The sequence below is a fragment of the Aeromonas eucrenophila genome, assembly GCF_000819865.1.
GTDB lineage: Bacteria > Pseudomonadota > Gammaproteobacteria > Enterobacterales > Aeromonadaceae > Aeromonas > Aeromonas eucrenophila.
This window is the reverse complement of sequence record NZ_CDDF01000005.1, coordinates 566,169-584,917: the sequence shown is the minus strand read 5'-3', so window position 1 is coordinate 584,917 and position 18,749 is coordinate 566,169. Positions and strand designations below refer to the sequence as shown.

Sequence of the window (18,749 nt, the reverse complement as noted above, 5' to 3'; positions counted from 1 at the left end):
TTGCCGCCCCTTCACGCAGATGATCCCCACACAATAACTACAAAGAGGTTGCGACAGTGCACAACCCAACACCCACAAGACAGATGGAAAAACAACCCAACCAGCTGCTCTGGCACGGCGTCTTCCTGCTGATGCTGCTGGTCGCCGTCTTCGGCATCTACAAGGCCGTGCAGGCCGTGGATTACACTTGGCGCTGGGAACGTATCCCCCAGTACATCGCCTACCAGGCCGAACAAAAACAGTATGCCGAGTTCGACGGCACCGTGGTCGCAGAGAAGGGACAGTTGTTCCTGCAAGACGACCTCGATGCCAACCACCGCCAGGCCATCGCCGCCCAGGGCGCCCAGGTGGCCGAAGGGGATACCGTCTTCCTCGGTGATACCCTCGACACTCAGCTCAGCTGGACCGCCGGCCCCATCGCCTGGGGCGTCTGGGTCACGGTCAAGCTCTCCCTGGTCGCCGGCGTCTTCGCCATCCTGCTCGGCACCCTGGCAGGCCTCGCCCGCCTCTCCCCCAATCCCGCCCTGCGCAATCTGGCGGTCACCTACGTGGAGCTCATTCGCGGCACCCCGCTGCTGGTGCAGATCTTCATCGTCTACTTCTTTATCGGCACAGTGCTGAACCTCGATCGCTTCACCGCCGGGGTCGCGGCGCTGGCGGTGTTTACCGGGGCCTATGTGGCCGAAATCGTGCGCGCCGGCATCAGCTCCATCCACAAGGGGCAGATGGAGGCAGGGCGCAGCCTCGGCATGACCGCGGCCCAGACCATGCGCTACGTGATCCTGCCCCAGGCGTTCAAGCGGGTGCTGCCGCCGCTGGCCGGCCAGTTTATCAACCTCATCAAGGACTCTTCCCTGGTCTCGGTCATCTCCATCACGGATCTCACCAAGGCCGGACGGGAGGTGGTCAGCTCCACCTTCAGCCCGTTCGAGGTCTGGTTCACCGTGGCCCTGCTCTACCTGGTGCTCACCGGCACCCTCTCCTTCCTGGTACGCCGTCTCGAGGTGAAATATGCGAAAAGCAACTAACCACCTCACCCGAGCCCAACGGGAGTCGAGATATTTTGCCATGACCGGCACGCCCCGCGCCTTCCTGGTCCATCACCTGGAGGTGACACATGCGACAAACAACTGATCCCATCATCAAGGCGACGGCGGTCGAGAAGTTCTACGGTACCGAGGTGCACGCCCTCAAGAACGTCAGCACCCAGGTGGCGGAGGGGGAAGTGGTGGTGATTGTGGGCCCGAGCGGCTCTGGCAAGTCCACCTTCCTGCGCACCCTCAATCAGCTCGAGACCATCAACGATGGCGACATCTGGGTCGATGGTATCTGCCTGACCGAGCCCGGCGACGTCAACAAGCTGCGCGAAGAGGTGGGCATGGTGTTCCAGTCCTTCAACCTCTTCCCCCACCTCAACGTGCTGGAGAACATCAGCCTCGCCCCCCAGAAGGTGCGCGGGCTCTCCCGCAAGGACGCCGAGGACAGAGCCAAGGCGCTGCTGCTCAAGGTCGGCCTGTCCAACAAGGCCGCGAGCTACCCGTCCCAGCTCTCCGGCGGTCAGCAGCAACGGGTGGCCATCGCCAGGGCACTCGCCATGCAGCCGCGCATCATGCTGTTTGACGAGCCCACCAGCGCGCTGGATCCCGAGATGGTGGGCGAGGTGCTGGACGTGATGAAGGGGCTGGCCCGCGAGGGCATGACCATGGTGGTGGTGACCCACGAGATGGGCTTCGCCAGGGAAGTAGCCGACAGGGTGCTGTTTATGGAGAGCGGCGAGCTGCTGGTGGATGAGAAGCCTACCGACTTCTTCGACAATCCCCCCTCCCCCCGCCTGCGCCAGTTCCTGAGTCAGGTGCTGTAATACCGCAAGGTCTGAAAACAAAAGAGGGAGCCCAGGCTCCCTCCTCTCATTCAGACGGCCCCGGGCCACCTTGCCATCAGAAGCGGTAGCGGCTCATCAGCCCCACGTAGTGGGCCTCTGGCAACACGACCGGCGCCAGCAGCCAGCGATCCGTGCCATAGGCCCCCACCGCCGCGCCCAGCGCATTGGCACCCGCATCCAGGGCTGAAAAATCCCCCTTGCCCGATGCCAGTTCGAGCAACTCCCCCGCCACCCCGATACCGGTGGAGACACCAAACCCGATCCAGCCCCTGTGCTCCCGATAACCGTAGTGATCGGCGATGGCCGTGAACCCGGCCCCCATGGCCGCGCCGCCGGCAAAATGACTCAACTCGCTGTTGAAACTGTCATTGGCCCCTGCACTCGCGGTCAACAGGCTGAGCATGACGCAAACCTGGTTTGCTCTCATCCTCTCCTCCTCAGCTGATGTCATGCCGCTTATGGCGCCTCCCACTCGAGCGCTTTCTCTTCCAGTGTATGTGAGGATCCCGCCGGGAGACGGCGCTGGGCCCATCGCCACTTTGATCGCCAAATGTTAATGAATTTTTAAATCCGTCCGGTATGCTGGGAGCCAACTGGTCCAACCGGATAGCTCACATGGATGTGCAACTGCTGCTGCTCTACCTCGCCCCGATCTTTCTGGCCTTCGTCGGCTGGGAGATGCTCTATCTGCGCAGACACGGGGCGGCTTTCCCCACCGCGACCTATCAGTGGCGGGACCTGTTCGCCAACGCCGCCCTTGCGCTGATGCATCAGGGTGGGGATGCCCTGGCGGCCATCGCCATCGCCTACCTCTACGACGGGCTCTGGGGCTGGCGGCTGTTCGATATCGAGCTCAATGTCTGGAGCCTGCTGCTGCTGTTCCTGCTCCAGGATCTCTGCTACTGGCTGTTTCACTTCGCGAGCCATCATGTGCGCTGGCTCTGGGCCTCCCACGTGGTGCATCACAGCTCCGAGCGACTCAACCTCTCCACCGCCTTTCGCCAGAGCCTGATGTACCCCATCTCCGGCATGTGGCTGTTCTGGATCCCCATGATCCTCATCGGCTTCCCACCAGAGGCCGTGGTCGCCACCGTGCTGCTGAGCCTGGGTTTCCAGTTCTTCGTCCACACCCAGGTGGTGGGCAAGCTCGGCCGGCTGGAGTGGATCTTCAATACGCCCTCCCATCACAGGGTGCATCACGCCAGCAATGCCAAGTACATAGACCGCAACTTCGCCGGGGTGCTCATCATCTGGGACAGGCTGTTTGGCACCTTCGTGGAAGAAGATCCCGCCGAGCCCTGCCGCTTCGGCATCACCAAGCCCATCTGCAGCTTCAACCCCCTCACCCTCACCTTCCACGAGTGGCGCGACATGTTGCGCGAGGCGCGTGGCCTGCCCTGGCGGGCGAAATTGAGGGTGCTGTTTGGCAAGCCGGCGGGTCCTGCCGCCTCCTGAGCAAGCGCTGTGCACCCAATGAATGAGGCCACCCTGGGGTGGCCTCATCGTTTATCCGGTCATGACGGCTTATCGCCCCGCCAGCACCCGTTTGGTCTGTTTGACCCAGTCGGAGACACGCCCCTGCTGGGGGAAACCTTGCCAGATCTGCTCCCACTGCGCCGGGCTCAGGGGCCGGCCCAGCCTGCGCTGCACCCCGGCATAGAGGTAATCGTGGGCCGTGGTACGGGCCTGGGCGGAGGTGAGGAATTTGGACACAGGATCGGTGAGGCGCACGTCCCGCATGCCGAGCAGCGGGTAGTCGCTGTGCACCGCCGCCAGCATGGTCTCGCGCATGGCAGACTCGATGTAGCCGCGGGCAAACAGGGCGGTCACCGACTCCAGCGAGCCCTGATCCGGCCCCTGATACTCTTCATCGAAGACCGGGCTCGGCTCTGCCACGGCGCTTTGCACCACGGCATCGGGATCCGGCTGGGGAACCACCACCGCGGCCTGGGGGGCGGCGGGCTTGGGTGTGGCGACAGGTTTGCGCGGGGCACTCTGGCTACAGGCTCCGAGGGCGAGGGCCAGCGCCACACAACCGAGCGCACGGGAATAAGACGGCATCTTCATGACTCCTGAACGACCTCTTCGGTCACTATGGTTTCCATTCATGGGTTCCACTCTGGTGGTCAGCGGCGAATCCCGGCCTGTCCCACCACTTCATACTGCTCGGCTGCACATCTTATCGAAAAATGGCCCATACAGGGCCATTTTTATCTCGAGGCAAACCGATGATCAGACCGCGGGGTGCGACTCCGGCACCTGCTTGTCGGTATTGACGGGCTCGACCCGGGTCACCAGCAGCTGATCGATCTTGTAGCTGTCGATGTCCACCACTTCGAACTTGTAGCCCGCGTACTTGACCGAATCGGTGCGCTTGGGGATCTTGCGCAACATGAACATGATGAAGCCGGCGATGGTCTCGTAATTCTGGTTCCCCGGGAACTCCTCGATGTCGAAGGCCCGCATCACGTCGGAGATGGGGGTCACCCCGTCCACCAGCCAGGAGTTCTCGTCCCGCTGCACTATCTGCTCTTCCATCGCATGGGTGGCCCATTCCCCCATGACGGTGCTCATCAGGTCATTCATGGTGACGATGCCCACCACCAGAGCGTATTCGTTCATCACCACGGCGAAGTCGCCGCGATGATTCTTGAAGTACTCCATCGCCTCGTAGAGGTTCAGGGTATCGGGGATGATGATGACGTTCTGCACCAGAGAGCCGCTGTTGAGATCGATGCTCTGGCCGCTGATGACGCGGATCAGCAGCTCTTTCGCATCGACGAAGCCCTTGATGCTGTCGAGGTTGTGATCGCACACCAGGAACTTGTTGTGGGGGTGCTCGGCAATCTTGGCCTTGATGCTCTCTTCGCCCTCTTGCAGGGTGAAGTAGATGAGGCTCTCGCGGGCCGTCATGGCGGAGGTGACGCCAAGGGACTGCAGCTCGAACACGTTCTCGATGAGCTGATGCTCCTCGCGCTGGATGACGCCGGCCTCGGCGCCCGCGTCCATCACCGCATAGATGTCGTCAGAAGTGATCTCGTCGTTGCGGATCATGGAGACCCGCAGCAGGCGGAACAGCGCGTTCGCCATGCCGTTGAAGAACCACACCAGCGGCATCAGCAGGGTCACGCACAGCAGCATGGGGCGCACCACCACCACGGCAACCCGCTCCGGCATGCTCATGGCCAGACGCTTGGGCATCAGGTCCGCTATCAGGATAAAGAGGCTGGTGACGACCACGAAGGAGACGACCGAGCTCAGCTGGGAGAGCCATGGGCCTTGATAGAAGCCGGCGATGAAGGTCTTGATGGCAGGGTTCAGGGCAGATTCGCCCAAGACGCCGCCCAGGATGGCGACGGTGTTGAGGCCAATCTGCACCACGGTGAAGAAGTTACCCGGCTGGGCCTGCAGCGCCAGTACCTTTTCGGCATGGCGGTTTCCCTCGTCGGCCATCACCTGCAACTTGATCTTGCGGGAGGCGGCGAGAGAGATCTCGGAAAGGGAGAAGAACACGCTGCCGGCTACCAGCAGCATCAAAAAGAATAAACTATCGGCAAAACTCATGATTAACCTATTGCGACAGCCGCCTTAGCACAAGACGGCAAACTGGGCCCAGGATACCAGACCGTGAGTCCATCCGAGACTCACACAGGGGCCATATTCTAGCAGAAAAAGCACTCGGTGAGTGGCGTTATCTCAAGCCGTCGTTCAATGCAACAAAAAAGGCGCTTAATGCGCCTTTTTATTCATTTCTAACTCAGTGCTTGCCGAGCAGATCGCTCAGTTCATCCGCCTTGGTGTGGCGCACGTCCTTGCCCTTGACGTAATAGACGATGTATTCGCAGATGTGCTGGCAACGATCGCCGACCCGCTCGATGGCCCGCGCCGCCCACAGCACGTTCAGTACCTGGGGAATGGTGCGGGGATCTTCCATCATGTAAGTCATCAGCTCGCGGATGATGGACTCGTACTCCCGATCCACCTTGTCGTCTTCTTTGTAGACGGCGATGGCCGCCTCCAGATCCATGCGAGCGAAGGCGTCGAGCACATCGTGCAGCATCTTGATGGTGCGGCGCCCCATGTTCTCGAGCGACACCAGCGGCGGTTGCGGCTTGTTGGCGTTGTCGGTCAGCATGCGGGCAATCTTGTCCGCCACGTCGCCGATGCGCTCCAGATCCGTGATGGTCTTGATGATGGCCATCACCAGCCGCAGGTCGGAGGCGGTGGGCTGACGCTTGGCGATGATGCGGGTGCACTCCTCGTCGATCGCCACTTCCATCGCATTGACCTTGTGGTCGTTGGCCACGATCTTGCGCGCCGCATCCAGATCCTGGATGTGGATGGCCGAGATGGCGTCGGTCAGCTGTTGCTCCACCAGGCCACCCATCACCAGCACCTGATTGCGAACGTTCTCCAGCTCGGCATTGAACTGACCGGAGATGTGTTTATTGAGGTTCATATTGTCCATACAAATAATCCTTATCGCTCCGATTATGCCTTAGCCACTGAACTGACCGCTAATGTGTTCGCTGAAATTCATGCTGTTCATACCACTCTTTCCCTCGCCCCTTAGCCGTAACGACCGGTGATGTAGTCTTCGGTCTTCTTCTTGGCCGGGGTGGTGAAGATAGTGTTGGTGTTCGAGTACTCGATGAGCTCGCCCATGTACATGAAGGCGGTCTGATCCGACACCCGCGCCGCCTGCTGCATGTTGTGGGTGACGATGACTACGGTGAACTGGCTCTTGAGCTCGTTGATCAGCTCCTCGATGGTGAGGGTGGAGATGGGATCCAGCGCCGAGGTCGGTTCATCGAGCAGCAAGACTTCCGGCTCGATGGCGATGGCCCGGGCGATCACCAGCCGCTGTTGCTGACCACCGGACAGGCCGAACGCATTGTCATGCAGACGATCCTTCACCTCTTCCCAGAGGGCGGCGCCGCGCAGTGAACGCTCGGCGGCCTCATCCAGAGTGCGTCTGTCGTTGATGCCCTGCAGGCGCAGGCCATAGACCACGTTCTCATAGATGGACTTGGGGAAGGGGTTCGGGCGCTGGAACACCATGCCCACCTGACGGCGCAGGGCGGAGACATCTACCCCCTTGTCATAGATGTTGTGGCCATGCAGCTGGATCTCCCCCTCGATGCGGCAGATCTCCACCAGATCGTTCATCCGGTTGATGCAGCGCAGCAGGGTCGACTTGCCACAGCCGGACGGGCCGATGAAGGCTGTCACCTGCCCCTTGGGGATCTTCATGTTGACGTTGAACAACGCCTGCTTGTTGCCGTAATACAGGTTGAGATCCTTGACCTCAAGCGCGGTCTGTTCCGGGCTCAGGTTGAGCAAGTCCAGGGCGGTATGCTGGGTCGAAGTCGGTGTTACGTTGATCATCTGTTACCTCAATCAGTTCAAGGTGGCCGGAGCGACTCCAGCGACCGTCTCATGCGTTGCGGCAGATGGCTACCCGCTCTCGGGCCGCTCATCGCCTGTCTCTGTACTGGGTGGCCGGATTAATGCTCCAGCGACCGGAATTTCTCGCGCAGGTGGTTACGAATACCGATAGCCGTCAGGTTCAGGCCGACGATCACCGTCACCAGCAGGAAGGAAGTGGCATACACCAGCGGCCGCGCCGCCTCGACGTTCGGGCTCTGGAAGCCCACATCGTAGATGTGGAAGCCCAGGTGCATGAACTTGCGCTCCACGTGCAGGTACGGGAAGTTGCCATCCATCGGCAGGGTCGGTGCCAATTTCACCACCCCCACCAGCATCAGCGGCGCCACTTCACCCGCCGCGCGCGCTATCGCCAGGATAAGGCCGGTCATGATGGCCGGGCTCGCCATGGGCAGCACGATGCGCCACAGGGTCTCTGCCTGGGTGGCACCCAGCGCCAGGGAACCCTGACGGATGGTGCTGGGGATACGCGCCAGCCCCTCTTCGGTGGAGACGATCACCACCGGCAGGGTCAGGATGGCCAGGGTCAGTGCCGACCAGATGACGCCGGGGGAGCCAAAGGTCGGGCTCGGCAGCGCTTCCGGGTAGAACAGCTGATCCAGCGAGCCGCCCAGGGTATAGACGAAGAAGCCCAGACCGAATACGCCGTACACGATGGAGGGCACGCCCGCCAGGTTGATCACCGCGATGCGGATGATCTTGGTCAGGCTGTTCTTGCCCGCATATTCGTGCAGGTAGACCGCCGCCACCACCCCGAGTGGAGTGACGATGATCGCCATCAGCAGCACCATGAAGACGGTGCCGAAGATGGCCGGGAAGACGCCGCCCTCGGTGTTGGCCTCACGGGGATCGTCGGAGACGAACTTGCCAATCTGATGGAACCAGTGTCCCACCTTGGCCGGCAGGCTCATGTCGTTGGGCCAGACCACGTCCAGTACCTTGGACATGGGCATGGTGACCAGCTCGCCCCGCATGTCCTTGACGACGATGCTGTCCCTGTCCGCCTGACTGCGCAGGGAGAACAGCTCCTTCTCCAGCCCCTGGTAGCGTTCGCCCAACGCCTGGCGCTCGGCGGCCAGCTGGGATTTCAGCTGATCGGTCAGCTTGCCATCCAGCTCGGCCTTGCGCTCCTTGAGGCGCAGCTTCTCGAGCTGATAGTTGATGCTGCCGATGTCACCCTTTTGCAGGTCGTTGGCCTGTTCGGAAAGCGCGTTGGCCCGGGCCAGCACCCGCTGCAGCGCTGGGTGCAGATCCGACGTCAGCTCCTTGCCATCTTCCTTCACCGAGGTGATGTAGCCGTAGAAGTTGCCGTTGGTGGTGCGTTCCACCATGGCGAGCTCGGCCGGCAGGGTGCGAGACTTGATGTCGGTCTCCAGCACCCAGCGGAAGTCGAGGTCGACGAACTCACGGTTGCCGGTCTTGACCAGATAACGGGTCAGCAGCTCGCGCTCTTCTCCGGCCAGCGCCTGGCCGGCGGCACGCAGGCGCTCCACCGGCACCTCTTCGCGATCGTTGATCTCGCCGATCAGCACGCTCTTGTTGCCGGCCGCGTCTTCCAACTGCCACTCATAGATGGGGTGCGGCCAGAAGTAGACCAGACCACGCCAGCCGATCAGCAGCAACAGACCCAGTACGGCCACCAGACTCAGGCTGACGGCGCCGCCTGTCATCCAGATCCAGGGGGCCCCTGATTTAAACCACTTACCCATTGTTGATTCCTTGTCCATATACAGAACGCCGCTTTTCAATAGAACGGCTCATTACAGAGAGCTGTATTTTTCGCGCAACCGCTGACGAATGAACTCGGCCAGGGTGTTGAACATAAAGGTGAACACAAACAGGACGAAGGCTGCGAGGAACAGCACCCGGTAGTGGGAGCTGCCCACTTCCGACTCCGGCATTTCCACGGCGATGTTCGCCGCCAGGGTACGCAGCCCCTGGAACATGGAGAAGTCCATGATGGGGGTATTGCCGGTCGCCATCAGCACTATCATGGTCTCGCCCACGGCGCGGCCAAGGCCCATCATCACCGCCGAGAAAATGCCCGGACTCGCGGTCAGGATCACCACGCGGCTCAGGGTCTGCCAGGGGGTGGCGCCGAGTGCCAGGGACCCCTGGGTGAGGTGCTTGGGCACCGAGAACACCGCATCTTCGGCGATGGAGAAGATGGTGGGAATGACCGCGAAGCCCATGGCGATACCGACCACCAGGGAGTTGCGCTGGTCAAACTTGATGCCCATCTCGTGGGTCAGCCAGATGCGGGAATCCCCGTGCATGAAAGCGTTCTCGATGAGCGGGCTCAAAGCGAAGGCGCCCCAGCCGATGAACAGCAACACCGGAATGAGCAGGATGGCGTGCCAGCCTTCCGGCAGCCACTGGCGGCCACGCTCCGGTAAATAGTTCCAGACCAGCGCCGTCAGCAGCATCCCCATCGGCAGCAGGATCAGCAGCAGGATCACCCCGGGCAGCGCCCCTTCGATGATGGGGGCGAGCCAGAGACCGGCCAGGAAGCCCAGGATCACGGTCGGCAGCGCCGCCATGATTTCCACCGTCGGCTTGACGTATTTGCGCAGACCCGCCGACATGAAGTAGGCGGTGTAGATGGCTCCGGCCACGCCGAGAGGCACCGCGAACAGCATGGCGTAGAAGGAGGCCTTGAGGGTCCCGAACACCAGCGGTACCAGGCTCAGCTTGGCTTCGAAGTCGTTGCTGGCGGAGGTGGACTGCCACACGTATTGCGGCTCGGGATAGCCTTCGTACCACACCTGTTGCCAGAGCGCCGACCAGGTCACCTCGGGGTGATCGTTTTCGACGTCAAACAGCTTGAAGTTGTTCTCCTGCTGCGCCAGCAGCAGGTTGTGACGGGGGGAAATGGCCAGCGCCGCCATGGTGCCGCCTTCGACCTTCTCGCTCAGCAGCTTGGTCTCGCCGGTGGCGTGGAAGAAGTTGACTGTCCCGTCCTTGGCGCTGCTGATGAAGCCTTTACGGAAGTGCTCAGGGGTCAGCAGATCGACCGGGCCATCGCCCTTGAAGTCACGAATTTGGGTAAATGAGCGCTTGCCATCTTTGGCCACTTCGAACCACTGGGAAATGACGCCGTTGTCATTGCCCACCAGCAGGGAAGAGGCGCCGGAGAGCAGCGCGACTTGGGTCACGTTGGCGTTCGGGGCATTGATCTCCATGACATCGCGCAGGGAGATATCATCCAGGTTGTGGATGTCATAGACCGACAGGCGGTTGCCCTCGCGCACGAACAGGATGCGCAGGTTGGGGGTCAGCAGCATCTGATCCACCTGGCGCGGCAGGGAGGGAATGCTGTAGTTCTGGCTGCTCCACTCGATCTCGCCGGAGAGGAAGTTCTCCTCGCCGCTCAGCACCGCCATCACGCCACGGCCATCTTCGGTCACGGCGGCGGCGGCCATCTTGTCCTTGGTCGCCTCGAACACCATGCGAGTAAGCGCCTTGCCCTGTGGATCGAGCACCATGGGCGCTTCACCGAAGGGATACTGCAGGCTGGGCTCGATGACGCGCACGTCGTTGGGATAGGAGACCTTGAAGTAGGGCTGAACCACCAGCGCCTTGCCATCGGCAAAGCCGTAGGCGATCAGTTTCTGGCCAGGGGCAGGGGCGGCGACCGCGCTGATGTTGCCGGGGATCTGGGTCTGACCCAGTACCTGACCCACCTTGAGGTTGCCATCGGCTTGCACCACGAAGAAGCTGACCTCTCCCTTGTCGCTGAAGCGATAGCCGATCTCGTTCTGCTCCTCGACGCCAAGCCAGGCGGTCTTGCCCTGCACCGGCAGCGTAAAGGAAGAGGTCGCGTCCATGCTGGCGCCATTGAAGATGGGCTTCACCACATAGAGCAGGTAGAAGAATATAAGCAGCAAGGCCACCAGTACCAGACCACCCCCAGTGGTGACTCCGTACTTGGCCAGTTTGTCCTTGATCCGGCGTTTTCTACTGCCCGCCATGACCAGGTTGATCGATTCCGATGACATGCAAAACCTCAATGTGAGCTAGGCTTGGCGGCATTATATGGCGGTTGCATGACAGTTTTGTTACATCGGACGCGATGAAACGCAGGTTCTTTCAAGGACAAACAGGGCTGGACCCGTCTCGGTGAGAGAGCGCCAACCGCTTGTTTATATAAGGGTATTTAAAAGGGAGTAGGACAGGAGGGCGGGCGCCCCCTTGCGGGAGTCAGGCGGGCGTATCACTCGCGGGTTGCGATGCCAGTTTCTGCGCCTTCTTCTCGGCCCGGCGCCGTTTGAAAAAGGCCGACAGCTGGGCCGAGCAGGCATCCGCCAGCACATCCCCACGGAGCTCGACCCTGTGGTTGTGGCGGGGATCCTGCAGGATCTCGAACACCGAGCCCGCCGCCCCCGTCTTGAGATCCCGGGCGCCAAACACCACCCGCTTGACGCGGCTGTGAATGAGGGCGCCGGCGCACATGCAGCAGGGCTCGAGGGTCACATAGAGCACGGTGTCGAGAAGCCGGTAGTTTTGCAGCCGGGTGCCGGCGGCACGGATCGCCATGATCTCCGCATGGGCGCAGGCGTCGTGCTCGCTGATGGAGCGATTCCAACCCTCGCCTATCACCTCGTTCCCCAGCACCAGCACGGCCCCCACCGGGATCTCGCCGATCCCTTCGGCCTTGCTGGCCAGCGCCATGGCATGGCGCATCCAGCGCTCGTCTTGCTGTGCTTGTTCAACGGAATCAGCATTCTCTGATGGCGTCACGCCCTTACCTCTTTATATTGCCTGTGTGCCTTGAACATCGGCGCCGTGCCGACCGGGATCTCACCCGTGTCCCCCTCGGCCCTGGCGGCCAGCGCCATGGTATGGCGTATCCAGCGCTCGTCTTGCTGTGCCTGATTGATGGCGTCAGTGTTCTCTGCTGGCTCCACGCCCGCTCCTCTCGTTTATCTGCATTCAAAAGACGATAACACCGGTTCGATCCGTGACGAACTCAGGGTATCAGGCGTCGCCATCGTCAGATACCGCCCGGCAAGCGGGCGGCGATTATGCCAAATCTCTCGCCCGGGCCCAAGTCGCACTTCCCCGTGAAACGGAGGGGCTGCGCAATAAAGAAGCAGTCGGCATCTGTCTGATAAAAAAGGAGTTGCACCCCGTTGCTCATATCATTAGACTCCCTTCCGTCAGCTCGAACTGACCTCGTCGGTGTGTAGCGCAGCCAGGTAGCGCATCTGCATGGGGTGTAGAGGGTCGGAGGTTCGAATCCTCTCACACCGACCATTTTCCCCGAAAAATAGCCCAGTCTCGCGACTGGGCTATTTTTTTGCCTGCATCTCTTTGCCTGCATCACCCCTCTCGCTATCTTCTTCTCTTATTCGCCTCTTCACACCCGCATCCTGCTGCCAGCAACCGTAAACACAGTGCTGGAATGTTTTTTATACAGAACCACTTGAAGCTTTCATAAAGTGCCGCTAGGATACGCAACTTTTCCGCCGGCCATGCATACAGGGAGGTGGATATTCGGGTGAGGGAGTCACCGACCGGCTTGCAATCCAATGAGGCAAGCACCCATGACACACGCAGTTGATACTCAGCCCGAGCAGCCCCTTCTCTCGACCTCCCATCCCGCGCTCGAGTCCGGCGATGCCGAAGGCGGCAGCATGGTACACCTCGATGTGATCGATCTCGCCGCCCCGGACGAGGATTACTGAGGCAAAGCCACTCATCCCCTTCCCATCGACACCACAGACGAACGGCCGGTTTTGTTGTCCGGCACCGCATCTTGGATACCCCCAAATAGCCGCCGACAAAAATAACGACAAAATGCTAGCTAACTGCACCATGTCGATATTATTCGCTGCTTATATCCCCACCTCTACCTCCCCTCCCCCCTGGGCCCCTTGATACAAACCTACGTTATTGCGCGTCATTTCAGCCCCGACAGCGTCATCCATGCCCCGCCCATAGAATTCACCATCAGGTTTTAAACAACAGTTCATCAATCAATCCCGTTGGGAGCTGGATGCCGACTGCATTCGTAGAATGGATTTCATACAGATGTTTTTACAAAGCCTGGAGTAAGGTCGGGATTTGTTTTTGCATTGGTAATTTTATTACGTAATTAATTACATTTTCTCCGCTCGATGCGGCGCGCCTCACGCCCACCTGGCGAGGGGAATAAGCAAGAGCATAACCATCTGCGTAGAGCTTTTATGCTAATCACGTAAATCCATTAAAAACATCAACTTAAGCACCAGTCGAAAACAGTCGTTTTAAAAATCAGGTTGACGGAGCGGGCAAACTTTTGCACCTTATGAGTCGTGTTACTCCGCTGTTACGGGGAGTTTAATGAAAACAGGGATCGACGTTAGTCGTAGTTAATAAGTTCAAAATGTAACTTTCAAAGGAGTGAACCCTATGTCGGCACCGGCCCAGACCCACAGCAGCCACCGCCTGCGCATGCAAGGCGAGATGCTTCCCGAATACGCGCAGATCCTGACGCCGGATGCGGTGGCCCTGGTATCCGAACTGGTGGAACGTTTTGCCCCCCAGCGCAACGAACTGCTGAAGCAGCGGGTGGCCCGTCAGGCCCGGATCGACGGTGGTGAACTCCCCGATTTTCTGCCGGAAACCGCCCATATTCGCGAGAGCCAGTGGACGGTGCGCGGCATCCCCGCCGATCTGCAAGACCGCCGTGTGGAGATAACAGGCCCGGTCGAACGCAAGATGGTGATCAACGCCCTCAACGCCAACGTGAAAGTCTTTATGGCGGACTTCGAGGACTCCCTGGCGCCGGCCTGGAATAAGGTGATCGAGGGTCAGATCAACCTGCGCGATGCGGTCAACGGCACCATCTCCTACCAGAATCCCGAGGGCAAGGCTTATACCCTCAAGGCCGATCCCGCCGTGCTCATCTGCCGGGTGCGCGGCCTGCACCTGCCGGAAAAACACGTCACCTTCGACGGTGACCCCATCCCCGGTGGCCTGTTCGACTTCGCGCTCTACTTCCTGCACAACCACAAGGCGCTGCTGGCCAAGGGCTCCGGCCCCTACTTCTACGTACCCAAGCTGCAGAGCCATCTGGAAGGACGCTGGTGGAGCGAGGTGTTCGCCTGGACCGAAGACAGGTTCGGCCTGCCCCGCGGCACCATCAAGGCCACCGTGCTCATCGAGACCCTGCCGGCGGTGTTCGAGATGGACGAGCTGCTCTATCAGATGAAGGATCACATAGTCGCGCTCAACTGCGGCCGCTGGGACTACATCTTCAGCTACATCAAGACCCTGAAGAACCACCCGGATCGCGTCCTGCCGGACCGCCAGGTGGTCACCATGGACAAGCCGTTTCTCAGCGCCTACTCGCGCCTGCTGATCAAGACCTGTCACCGCCGCGGCGCCCTGGCCATGGGTGGCATGGCCGCCTTCATCCCGGCCAAGGATCCGGCGGTGAACGCCGAGGTGTTCGCCAAGGTGAAGGCAGACAAGGAGCGGGAGGCGAACAACGGCCACGACGGCACCTGGGTGGCCCACCCCGGCCTCGCCGATACCGCCATGGCCGTGTTCAACGCCGCCATTCCTGCCGGTGAGAAGAACCAGATCGGGGTGCTGCGCTCCCAGGATGCCCCCATCACCGCCGCCGAGCTGCTGGCCCCCTGCGGCGGGGATCGCACCGAGGCAGGCATGCGCACCAATATCCGAGTCGCCCTGCAATACCTGGAAGCCTGGATCAATGGCAACGGCTGTGTGCCCATCTACGGCCTGATGGAAGACGCGGCCACCGCCGAGATCTCCCGCACCTCCATCTGGCAGTGGATCCGCCACGGCAAATCGCTGTCCAACGGCCAGGTGGTGACCAAGGCGCTGTTCCGCCAGATGCTGGCCGAGGAGCTGGAGGTGGTCAAAGCCGAGGTGGGCGAGGCCCGCTGGCAGGCTGGTCGCTTCGCCGAGGCGAGCGAGTTGATGGAGCAGATCACCTGCGCCGACACCCTGATCGATTTTCTGACGCTGCCCGGTTACGAGCGGCTCTGAATATGAGCCCCTCGCGGGGCCACCAATAACAAGTCAATGGACACGTGAAATCAATGAAAGAGGGAACTGATATGGCACTGACCCGTGAGCAACAGATCCAGGCTATCGAGAAAGACTGGGCAGAGAACCCCCGCTGGAAAGGGATCAAGCGCGGCTACAGCGCCGAAGACGTGGTGAACCTGCGCGGCAGCTTGCAGCCGGCGCACACGCTAGCCCAGCGCGGCGCCGACAAGCTGTGGGAACTGATCCACGGCGGCGCCAAGAAAGGCTACGTCAACTGCCTCGGCGCCCTGACCGGTGGTCAGGCGGTGCAGCAGGCCAAGGCCGGCATCGAGGCCATCTACCTCTCCGGCTGGCAGGTGGCGGCGGACAACAACCTGTCCTCCACCATGTACCCGGATCAGTCCCTCTACCCGGCCAACTCTGTGCCGTCCGTGGTGGAGCGCATCAACAACTCCTTCGCTCGCGCCGACCAGATCCAGTGGGCCAACAAGGTGGGCCCGCAAGACAAGGGCTTCATCGACTACTTCCTGCCGATCGTGGCGGATGCCGAGGCCGGTTTCGGTGGCGTGCTGAACGCGTTTGAGCTGATGAAGGGCATGATCGAAGCGGGCGCCGCCGGCGTGCACTTCGAAGATCAGCTGGCCTCCGTCAAGAAGTGCGGCCACATGGGCGGCAAGGTGCTGGTACCGAGCCAGGAAGCGGTGCAAAAACTCATCGCGGCCCGTCTGGCTGCCGACGTGTGCGGTACCACTACCCTGGTGATCGCCCGTACCGACGCCAACGCGGCAGACCTGCTGACCACAGATGCGGATCCTTACGATGCAGGCTTCCTGACCGGTGAGCGCACCGCAGAGGGCTTCTACAAAGTGCAGGCCGGCATCGAGCAGGCCATCTCCCGCGGCCTGGCCTACGCCCCTTACGCCGACATGGTGTGGTGTGAAACCGCCAAGCCGGACTTGGACGAGGCACGTCAGTTTGCCGAGGCCATCAAGGCCCAGTACCCGGACAAGATCCTGGCCTACAACTGCTCCCCGAGCTTCAACTGGAAGAAGAACCTGGACGATGCCACCATCGCCCGCTTCCAGCAGGAGTTGTCCGACATGGGCTACAAGTACCAGTTCATCACCCTGGCGGGCATCCACAACATGTGGTTCCACATGTACGAGCTGGCCTACCAGTACGCCCGTGGCGAGGGGATGAAGCACTACGTCGAGATGGTGCAGCAGCCGGAGTTTGCCGCCGCCGAGCGTGGTTACACCTTCGTGGCGCACCAGCAGGAAGTGGGCACCGGCTACTTCGACAAGGTCACTACCGTCATCCAGGGCGGCCAGTCCTCGGTGACCGCCCTGACCGGCTCCACCGAAGAAGATCAGTTCCACTGATAACGCCTTGATAGAAATAAAAAACCCCGGCCTGGTGCCGGGGTTTCTTTTTGCTCGTGTCACAGGGGGAGACGTGACGCCGCCACCAGTGGGGATCAGAGTTCGAGTATCTCTTTGACAAAGGGAATGGTGAGCTTGCGCTTGGCGCGAAAGGAGGCGTTGTCGAGCTGATTGAGGGTGGCGAGCAGGGTGCGCATGTCGCGGGACAGCCGGTTGAGCAGGAAGCGGCCCACGTCGATGGGCAGTTTGAAGCCCCGCAGCTCGGCGCGCAGCTGCAGGGCACTGAGCTTGCCCTCGTCGTCGAGCTCGTCCAGATGAAAACTCACCCCCCAGTCGAGGCGCGAGGCAAGATCCGGCAGTTGCAGACCCAGCTTGCGCGGCGCGCTACAGCCGGTGACCACCAGGGTCCCCTCGCCCTTCTCTTTCCAGCGATTGTAGAAATCGAACAGGGCCCGCTCCCACAGGGCGTTGCCAGCGATGGCCTCCAGGCTGTCGAGGCAGACCAGGGGCAGGCTCTCGAGGGCGTCTAGCATGCTGGGATCCAGCTGCTCGAACTGATCGAGGGAGAGATAGGCGGCGGCCGCGTCGCGGGCGTTGACCTCGGCGCAGGTGGCGTGCAGCAGATGAGATCGTCCCGACCCCTTGGCACCCCAGAAATAGAGGAAAGGCGCGCCCTGACCGATGGCCGCGTTCTTGAGGGCGGTGATCAGATGGGCGTTGTTGCCGGGATAAAAACTGACGAAGGTTTCATCATCCGGTAATTGTACGGCTAAAGACAGTTGGGCCGGTTGCTTCACTCGTTGGGCTTTGACTGTGATATTTGATGCCAAGTGTATCATCGCAGCGGCAGATAGAGAACCGCCCGGACTCGGCCGGGCGGTGATAACAAAGCTGACAGGATCAAGGCTGCGACCATTGGTAGCGCAAGCCGCTCTCGTTGTCTTCGATCTGGCGCAGCCGGCTCTCCAGTTGCAGCCCCCGCACCAGCTCGGCCTTGTCCCCCTGCAGAGAGAGATTGAAGGTGACCTTGTCCCCTTCCAGCTTGCCGATTGCCGATTGCCACCTTGCTGACGCTGGCCATGCCTTGCAGCATCTTCTGCAGCTGGATCATGCCGTCGATGCCGGCGAGTCCTTCCACCACCAGGGTCTGGCTGGAGATGGTGCCGGAGAGGCGGGTGCCGTAGTTTTGCACCAGCCAGCCGGCCAGGGCATCGGCGAAGCCCTGCGCCACCTCGGCCTGGGAACCTGAACCCTCACCCTTGGTCAGCTCCACCAACTCAGCGCCCGTTTGGGCACCCGGCTTAGGCCCGTACAGACCCCAGTCGATGCTCCACTTGCCCTCTTCTTTCTCATCAGGAGCCAGCTTGCCCAGCACCACCATCTCGGCGCCGTAACGCTGGCTCGCCTTGAGGATGGGATCGGCGAAACGCCCCCACACGTCGGTGGCATTGACCGCCATGTTGTCATCGAGATCCATCAAGGGAATGCTGACCGGCAGGCCCATGGCCTGGGTCTGGGTACGCAGGGCGGCGGCCCAGCCATCACTCGACTGATCCGGCAGGATGCGACGCTCACCTTGATCGAGCACCAGCCAGATGGCCAACTGCGGACGAGCGGGCCCGAGCAGGGCAAACTTGCTCTGGGCAATCAGGGCGTTGACCTTGGTGACGTCAAAGTCGGCCTTGAGGAACTTGACCGGTCCCACATCCTGATAGCCGTAGTGCTGCACATAGTCCCCCGGTGCGGCCAGCGCCTTGACCACCTCCGGCTGGGTGAGGATGTCCCGTTTGCCGGTCACCTTGATCAGCACATCCCCCAGCGCCTGGGACTGGGCGGCGGTCATGTCGCCGCTGGTGGGTGCCTTGCCCTGATAGAGATCGGTCACCTGGGCGGCCGACACCACAAACGACAGGCAACAGCAGAGGGCAGTCACTAAGCGTTTCAACATAAAGAAGATTCTCGAAATGGGAGATGGTGCTTATGGTAGCGGCAAGGCGCGCCTCCCAGCAAGGCAACCGGCAGGCGCAGCACCA

Annotated in this window: 16 protein-coding genes, 1 tRNA gene and 1 pseudogene; 7 read left to right on the top strand and 11 right to left on the bottom strand. The window is 61.1% G+C overall.

Features of this window, described 5'->3' with window-relative positions; translation table 11 throughout:
• Window positions 1–83 precede the first annotated feature (83 nt).
• Both BN1124_RS06605 and BN1124_RS06600 read left to right on the top strand, forming a co-directional pair.
• The gene (locus tag BN1124_RS06605; RefSeq protein WP_042640225.1) at window positions 84–1,028 is read left to right on the top strand and encodes an amino acid ABC transporter permease; all 945 of its coding nucleotides are present in this window, start codon (window positions 84–86) and stop codon (window positions 1,026–1,028) included.
• Window positions 1,029–1,117: 89 nt separating this feature from the next.
• Entirely contained in the window at window positions 1,118–1,861 is a 744-nt protein-coding gene (locus BN1124_RS06600; protein WP_042640223.1) for an amino acid ABC transporter ATP-binding protein, read from the top strand.
• 76 nt (window positions 1,862–1,937) lie between these two features.
• Here BN1124_RS06600 and BN1124_RS06595 read toward each other — a convergent pair whose 3' ends face one another.
• A complete protein-coding gene (locus BN1124_RS06595; protein ID WP_042640221.1) occupies window positions 1,938–2,309 on the bottom strand; it encodes a hypothetical protein in 372 nt (123 codons plus the stop codon).
• Window positions 2,310–2,497: 188 nt separating this feature from the next.
• On the opposite strand from BN1124_RS06595, the gene BN1124_RS06590 reads away from it, so the two are divergent.
• Window positions 2,498–3,337 carry a sterol desaturase family protein gene (locus BN1124_RS06590; RefSeq protein ID WP_042640881.1) on the top strand — a complete coding sequence of 280 codons (840 nt, stop codon included), beginning with the start codon at window positions 2,498–2,500 and terminating at the stop codon, window positions 3,335–3,337.
• A 69-nt stretch (window positions 3,338–3,406) separates the two neighbouring features.
• Here BN1124_RS06590 and BN1124_RS06585 read toward each other — a convergent pair whose 3' ends face one another.
• The 8 genes from BN1124_RS06585 to BN1124_RS21220 all read right to left on the bottom strand — a co-directional run bounded on the left by BN1124_RS06585 (window position 3,407) and on the right by BN1124_RS21220 (window position 12,237).
• Complete coding sequence (locus tag BN1124_RS06585) at window positions 3,407–3,949, bottom strand: hypothetical protein (protein WP_042640220.1); 543 nt, start codon at window positions 3,947–3,949, stop codon at window positions 3,407–3,409.
• Between the two features lie 165 nt (window positions 3,950–4,114).
• On the bottom strand, window positions 4,115–5,446 hold the full coding sequence (locus BN1124_RS06580) for a polyamine export protein PaeA (RefSeq protein WP_042640218.1): 1,332 nt from the start codon (window positions 5,444–5,446) through the stop codon (window positions 4,115–4,117).
• A gap of 193 nt (window positions 5,447–5,639) precedes the next feature.
• The gene (gene phoU, locus BN1124_RS06575; protein ID WP_025327511.1) at window positions 5,640–6,350 is read right to left on the bottom strand and encodes a phosphate signaling complex protein PhoU; all 711 of its coding nucleotides are present in this window, start codon (window positions 6,348–6,350) and stop codon (window positions 5,640–5,642) included.
• A 101-nt stretch (window positions 6,351–6,451) separates the two neighbouring features.
• Complete coding sequence (gene pstB / locus BN1124_RS06570) at window positions 6,452–7,270, bottom strand: phosphate ABC transporter ATP-binding protein PstB (protein WP_033131161.1); 819 nt, start codon at window positions 7,268–7,270, stop codon at window positions 6,452–6,454.
• 119 nt (window positions 7,271–7,389) lie between these two features.
• On the bottom strand, window positions 7,390–9,039 hold the full coding sequence (pstA, locus tag BN1124_RS06565) for a phosphate ABC transporter permease PstA (RefSeq protein ID WP_033131160.1): 1,650 nt from the start codon (window positions 9,037–9,039) through the stop codon (window positions 7,390–7,392).
• 51 nt (window positions 9,040–9,090) lie between these two features.
• Window positions 9,091–11,328 carry an ABC transporter permease subunit gene (locus BN1124_RS06560; protein ID WP_042640216.1) on the bottom strand — a complete coding sequence of 746 codons (2,238 nt, stop codon included), beginning with the start codon at window positions 11,326–11,328 and terminating at the stop codon, window positions 9,091–9,093.
• A 202-nt stretch (window positions 11,329–11,530) separates the two neighbouring features.
• The gene (gene tadA, locus BN1124_RS06555; RefSeq protein ID WP_082041465.1) at window positions 11,531–12,070 is read right to left on the bottom strand and encodes a tRNA adenosine(34) deaminase TadA; all 540 of its coding nucleotides are present in this window, start codon (window positions 12,068–12,070) and stop codon (window positions 11,531–11,533) included.
• Window positions 12,067–12,237 (bottom strand): hypothetical protein, encoded by a 171-nt coding sequence (locus BN1124_RS21220; RefSeq protein WP_156128104.1) that lies wholly within the window; start codon window positions 12,235–12,237, stop codon window positions 12,067–12,069. Before BN1124_RS21220 ends, tadA begins: the two co-directional genes overlap by 4 nt.
• A 272-nt stretch (window positions 12,238–12,509) precedes the next feature.
• Between BN1124_RS21220 and BN1124_RS06550 the strand changes: the two genes are divergently transcribed.
• The 4 genes from BN1124_RS06550 to aceA all read left to right on the top strand — a co-directional run bounded on the left by BN1124_RS06550 (window position 12,510) and on the right by aceA (window position 16,716).
• Window positions 12,510–12,586, top strand: a tRNA-Pro gene (locus tag BN1124_RS06550).
• Between the two features lie 290 nt (window positions 12,587–12,876).
• Window positions 12,877–13,017: a hypothetical protein gene (locus tag BN1124_RS21515; RefSeq protein WP_197066173.1), complete on the top strand. Its 141-nt coding sequence runs from the start codon at window positions 12,877–12,879 to the stop codon at window positions 13,015–13,017.
• Window positions 13,018–13,723: 706 nt separating this feature from the next.
• A complete protein-coding gene (aceB, locus tag BN1124_RS06545; protein WP_042640213.1) occupies window positions 13,724–15,331 on the top strand; it encodes a malate synthase A in 1,608 nt (535 codons plus the stop codon).
• Between the two features lie 71 nt (window positions 15,332–15,402).
• Window positions 15,403–16,716, top strand: a complete 1,314-nt coding sequence (aceA, locus tag BN1124_RS06540; RefSeq protein WP_042640212.1) for an isocitrate lyase — start codon at window positions 15,403–15,405, stop codon at window positions 16,714–16,716.
• A 95-nt stretch (window positions 16,717–16,811) separates the two neighbouring features.
• Here aceA and hda read toward each other — a convergent pair whose 3' ends face one another.
• Together hda and BN1124_RS06530 are read right to left on the bottom strand one after the other, a co-directional pair.
• Window positions 16,812–17,513 (bottom strand): DnaA inactivator Hda, encoded by a 702-nt coding sequence (gene hda / locus BN1124_RS06535; RefSeq protein ID WP_033131154.1) that lies wholly within the window; start codon window positions 17,511–17,513, stop codon window positions 16,812–16,814.
• A 103-nt stretch (window positions 17,514–17,616) separates the two neighbouring features.
• Window positions 17,617–18,664: pseudogene (locus tag BN1124_RS06530) on the bottom strand (DUF2066 domain-containing protein).
• Window positions 18,665–18,749 lie beyond the last annotated feature (85 nt).

What these genes read in the sequence shown, in the direction of transcription:
- BN1124_RS06605 (WP_042640225.1), top strand. Translation starts at nt 84, where the DNA reads ATGGAAAAACAACCCAACCAGCTGCTCTGGCACGGCGTCTTCCTGCTG.
- BN1124_RS06580 (WP_042640218.1), bottom strand. Translation starts at nt 5,446, where the DNA reads ATGAGTTTTGCCGATAGTTTATTCTTTTTGATGCTGCTGGTAGCCGGC.
- BN1124_RS06560 (WP_042640216.1), bottom strand. Translation starts at nt 11,328, where the DNA reads ATGTCATCGGAATCGATCAACCTGGTCATGGCGGGCAGTAGAAAACGC.
- pstA (WP_033131160.1), bottom strand. Translation starts at nt 9,039, where the DNA reads ATGGGTAAGTGGTTTAAATCAGGGGCCCCCTGGATCTGGATGACAGGC.
- BN1124_RS06590 (WP_042640881.1), top strand. Translation starts at nt 2,498, where the DNA reads ATGGATGTGCAACTGCTGCTGCTCTACCTCGCCCCGATCTTTCTGGCC.
- BN1124_RS06600 (WP_042640223.1), top strand. Translation starts at nt 1,118, where the DNA reads ATGCGACAAACAACTGATCCCATCATCAAGGCGACGGCGGTCGAGAAG.
- pstB (WP_033131161.1), bottom strand. Translation starts at nt 7,270, where the DNA reads ATGATCAACGTAACACCGACTTCGACCCAGCATACCGCCCTGGACTTG.
- phoU (WP_025327511.1), bottom strand. Translation starts at nt 6,350, where the DNA reads ATGGACAATATGAACCTCAATAAACACATCTCCGGTCAGTTCAATGCC.
- BN1124_RS21515 (WP_197066173.1), top strand. Translation starts at nt 12,877, where the DNA reads ATGACACACGCAGTTGATACTCAGCCCGAGCAGCCCCTTCTCTCGACC.
- BN1124_RS06595 (WP_042640221.1), bottom strand. Translation starts at nt 2,309, where the DNA reads ATGAGAGCAAACCAGGTTTGCGTCATGCTCAGCCTGTTGACCGCGAGT.
- aceB (WP_042640213.1), top strand. Translation starts at nt 13,724, where the DNA reads ATGTCGGCACCGGCCCAGACCCACAGCAGCCACCGCCTGCGCATGCAA.
- aceA (WP_042640212.1), top strand. Translation starts at nt 15,403, where the DNA reads ATGGCACTGACCCGTGAGCAACAGATCCAGGCTATCGAGAAAGACTGG.
- BN1124_RS06585 (WP_042640220.1), bottom strand. Translation starts at nt 3,949, where the DNA reads ATGAAGATGCCGTCTTATTCCCGTGCGCTCGGTTGTGTGGCGCTGGCC.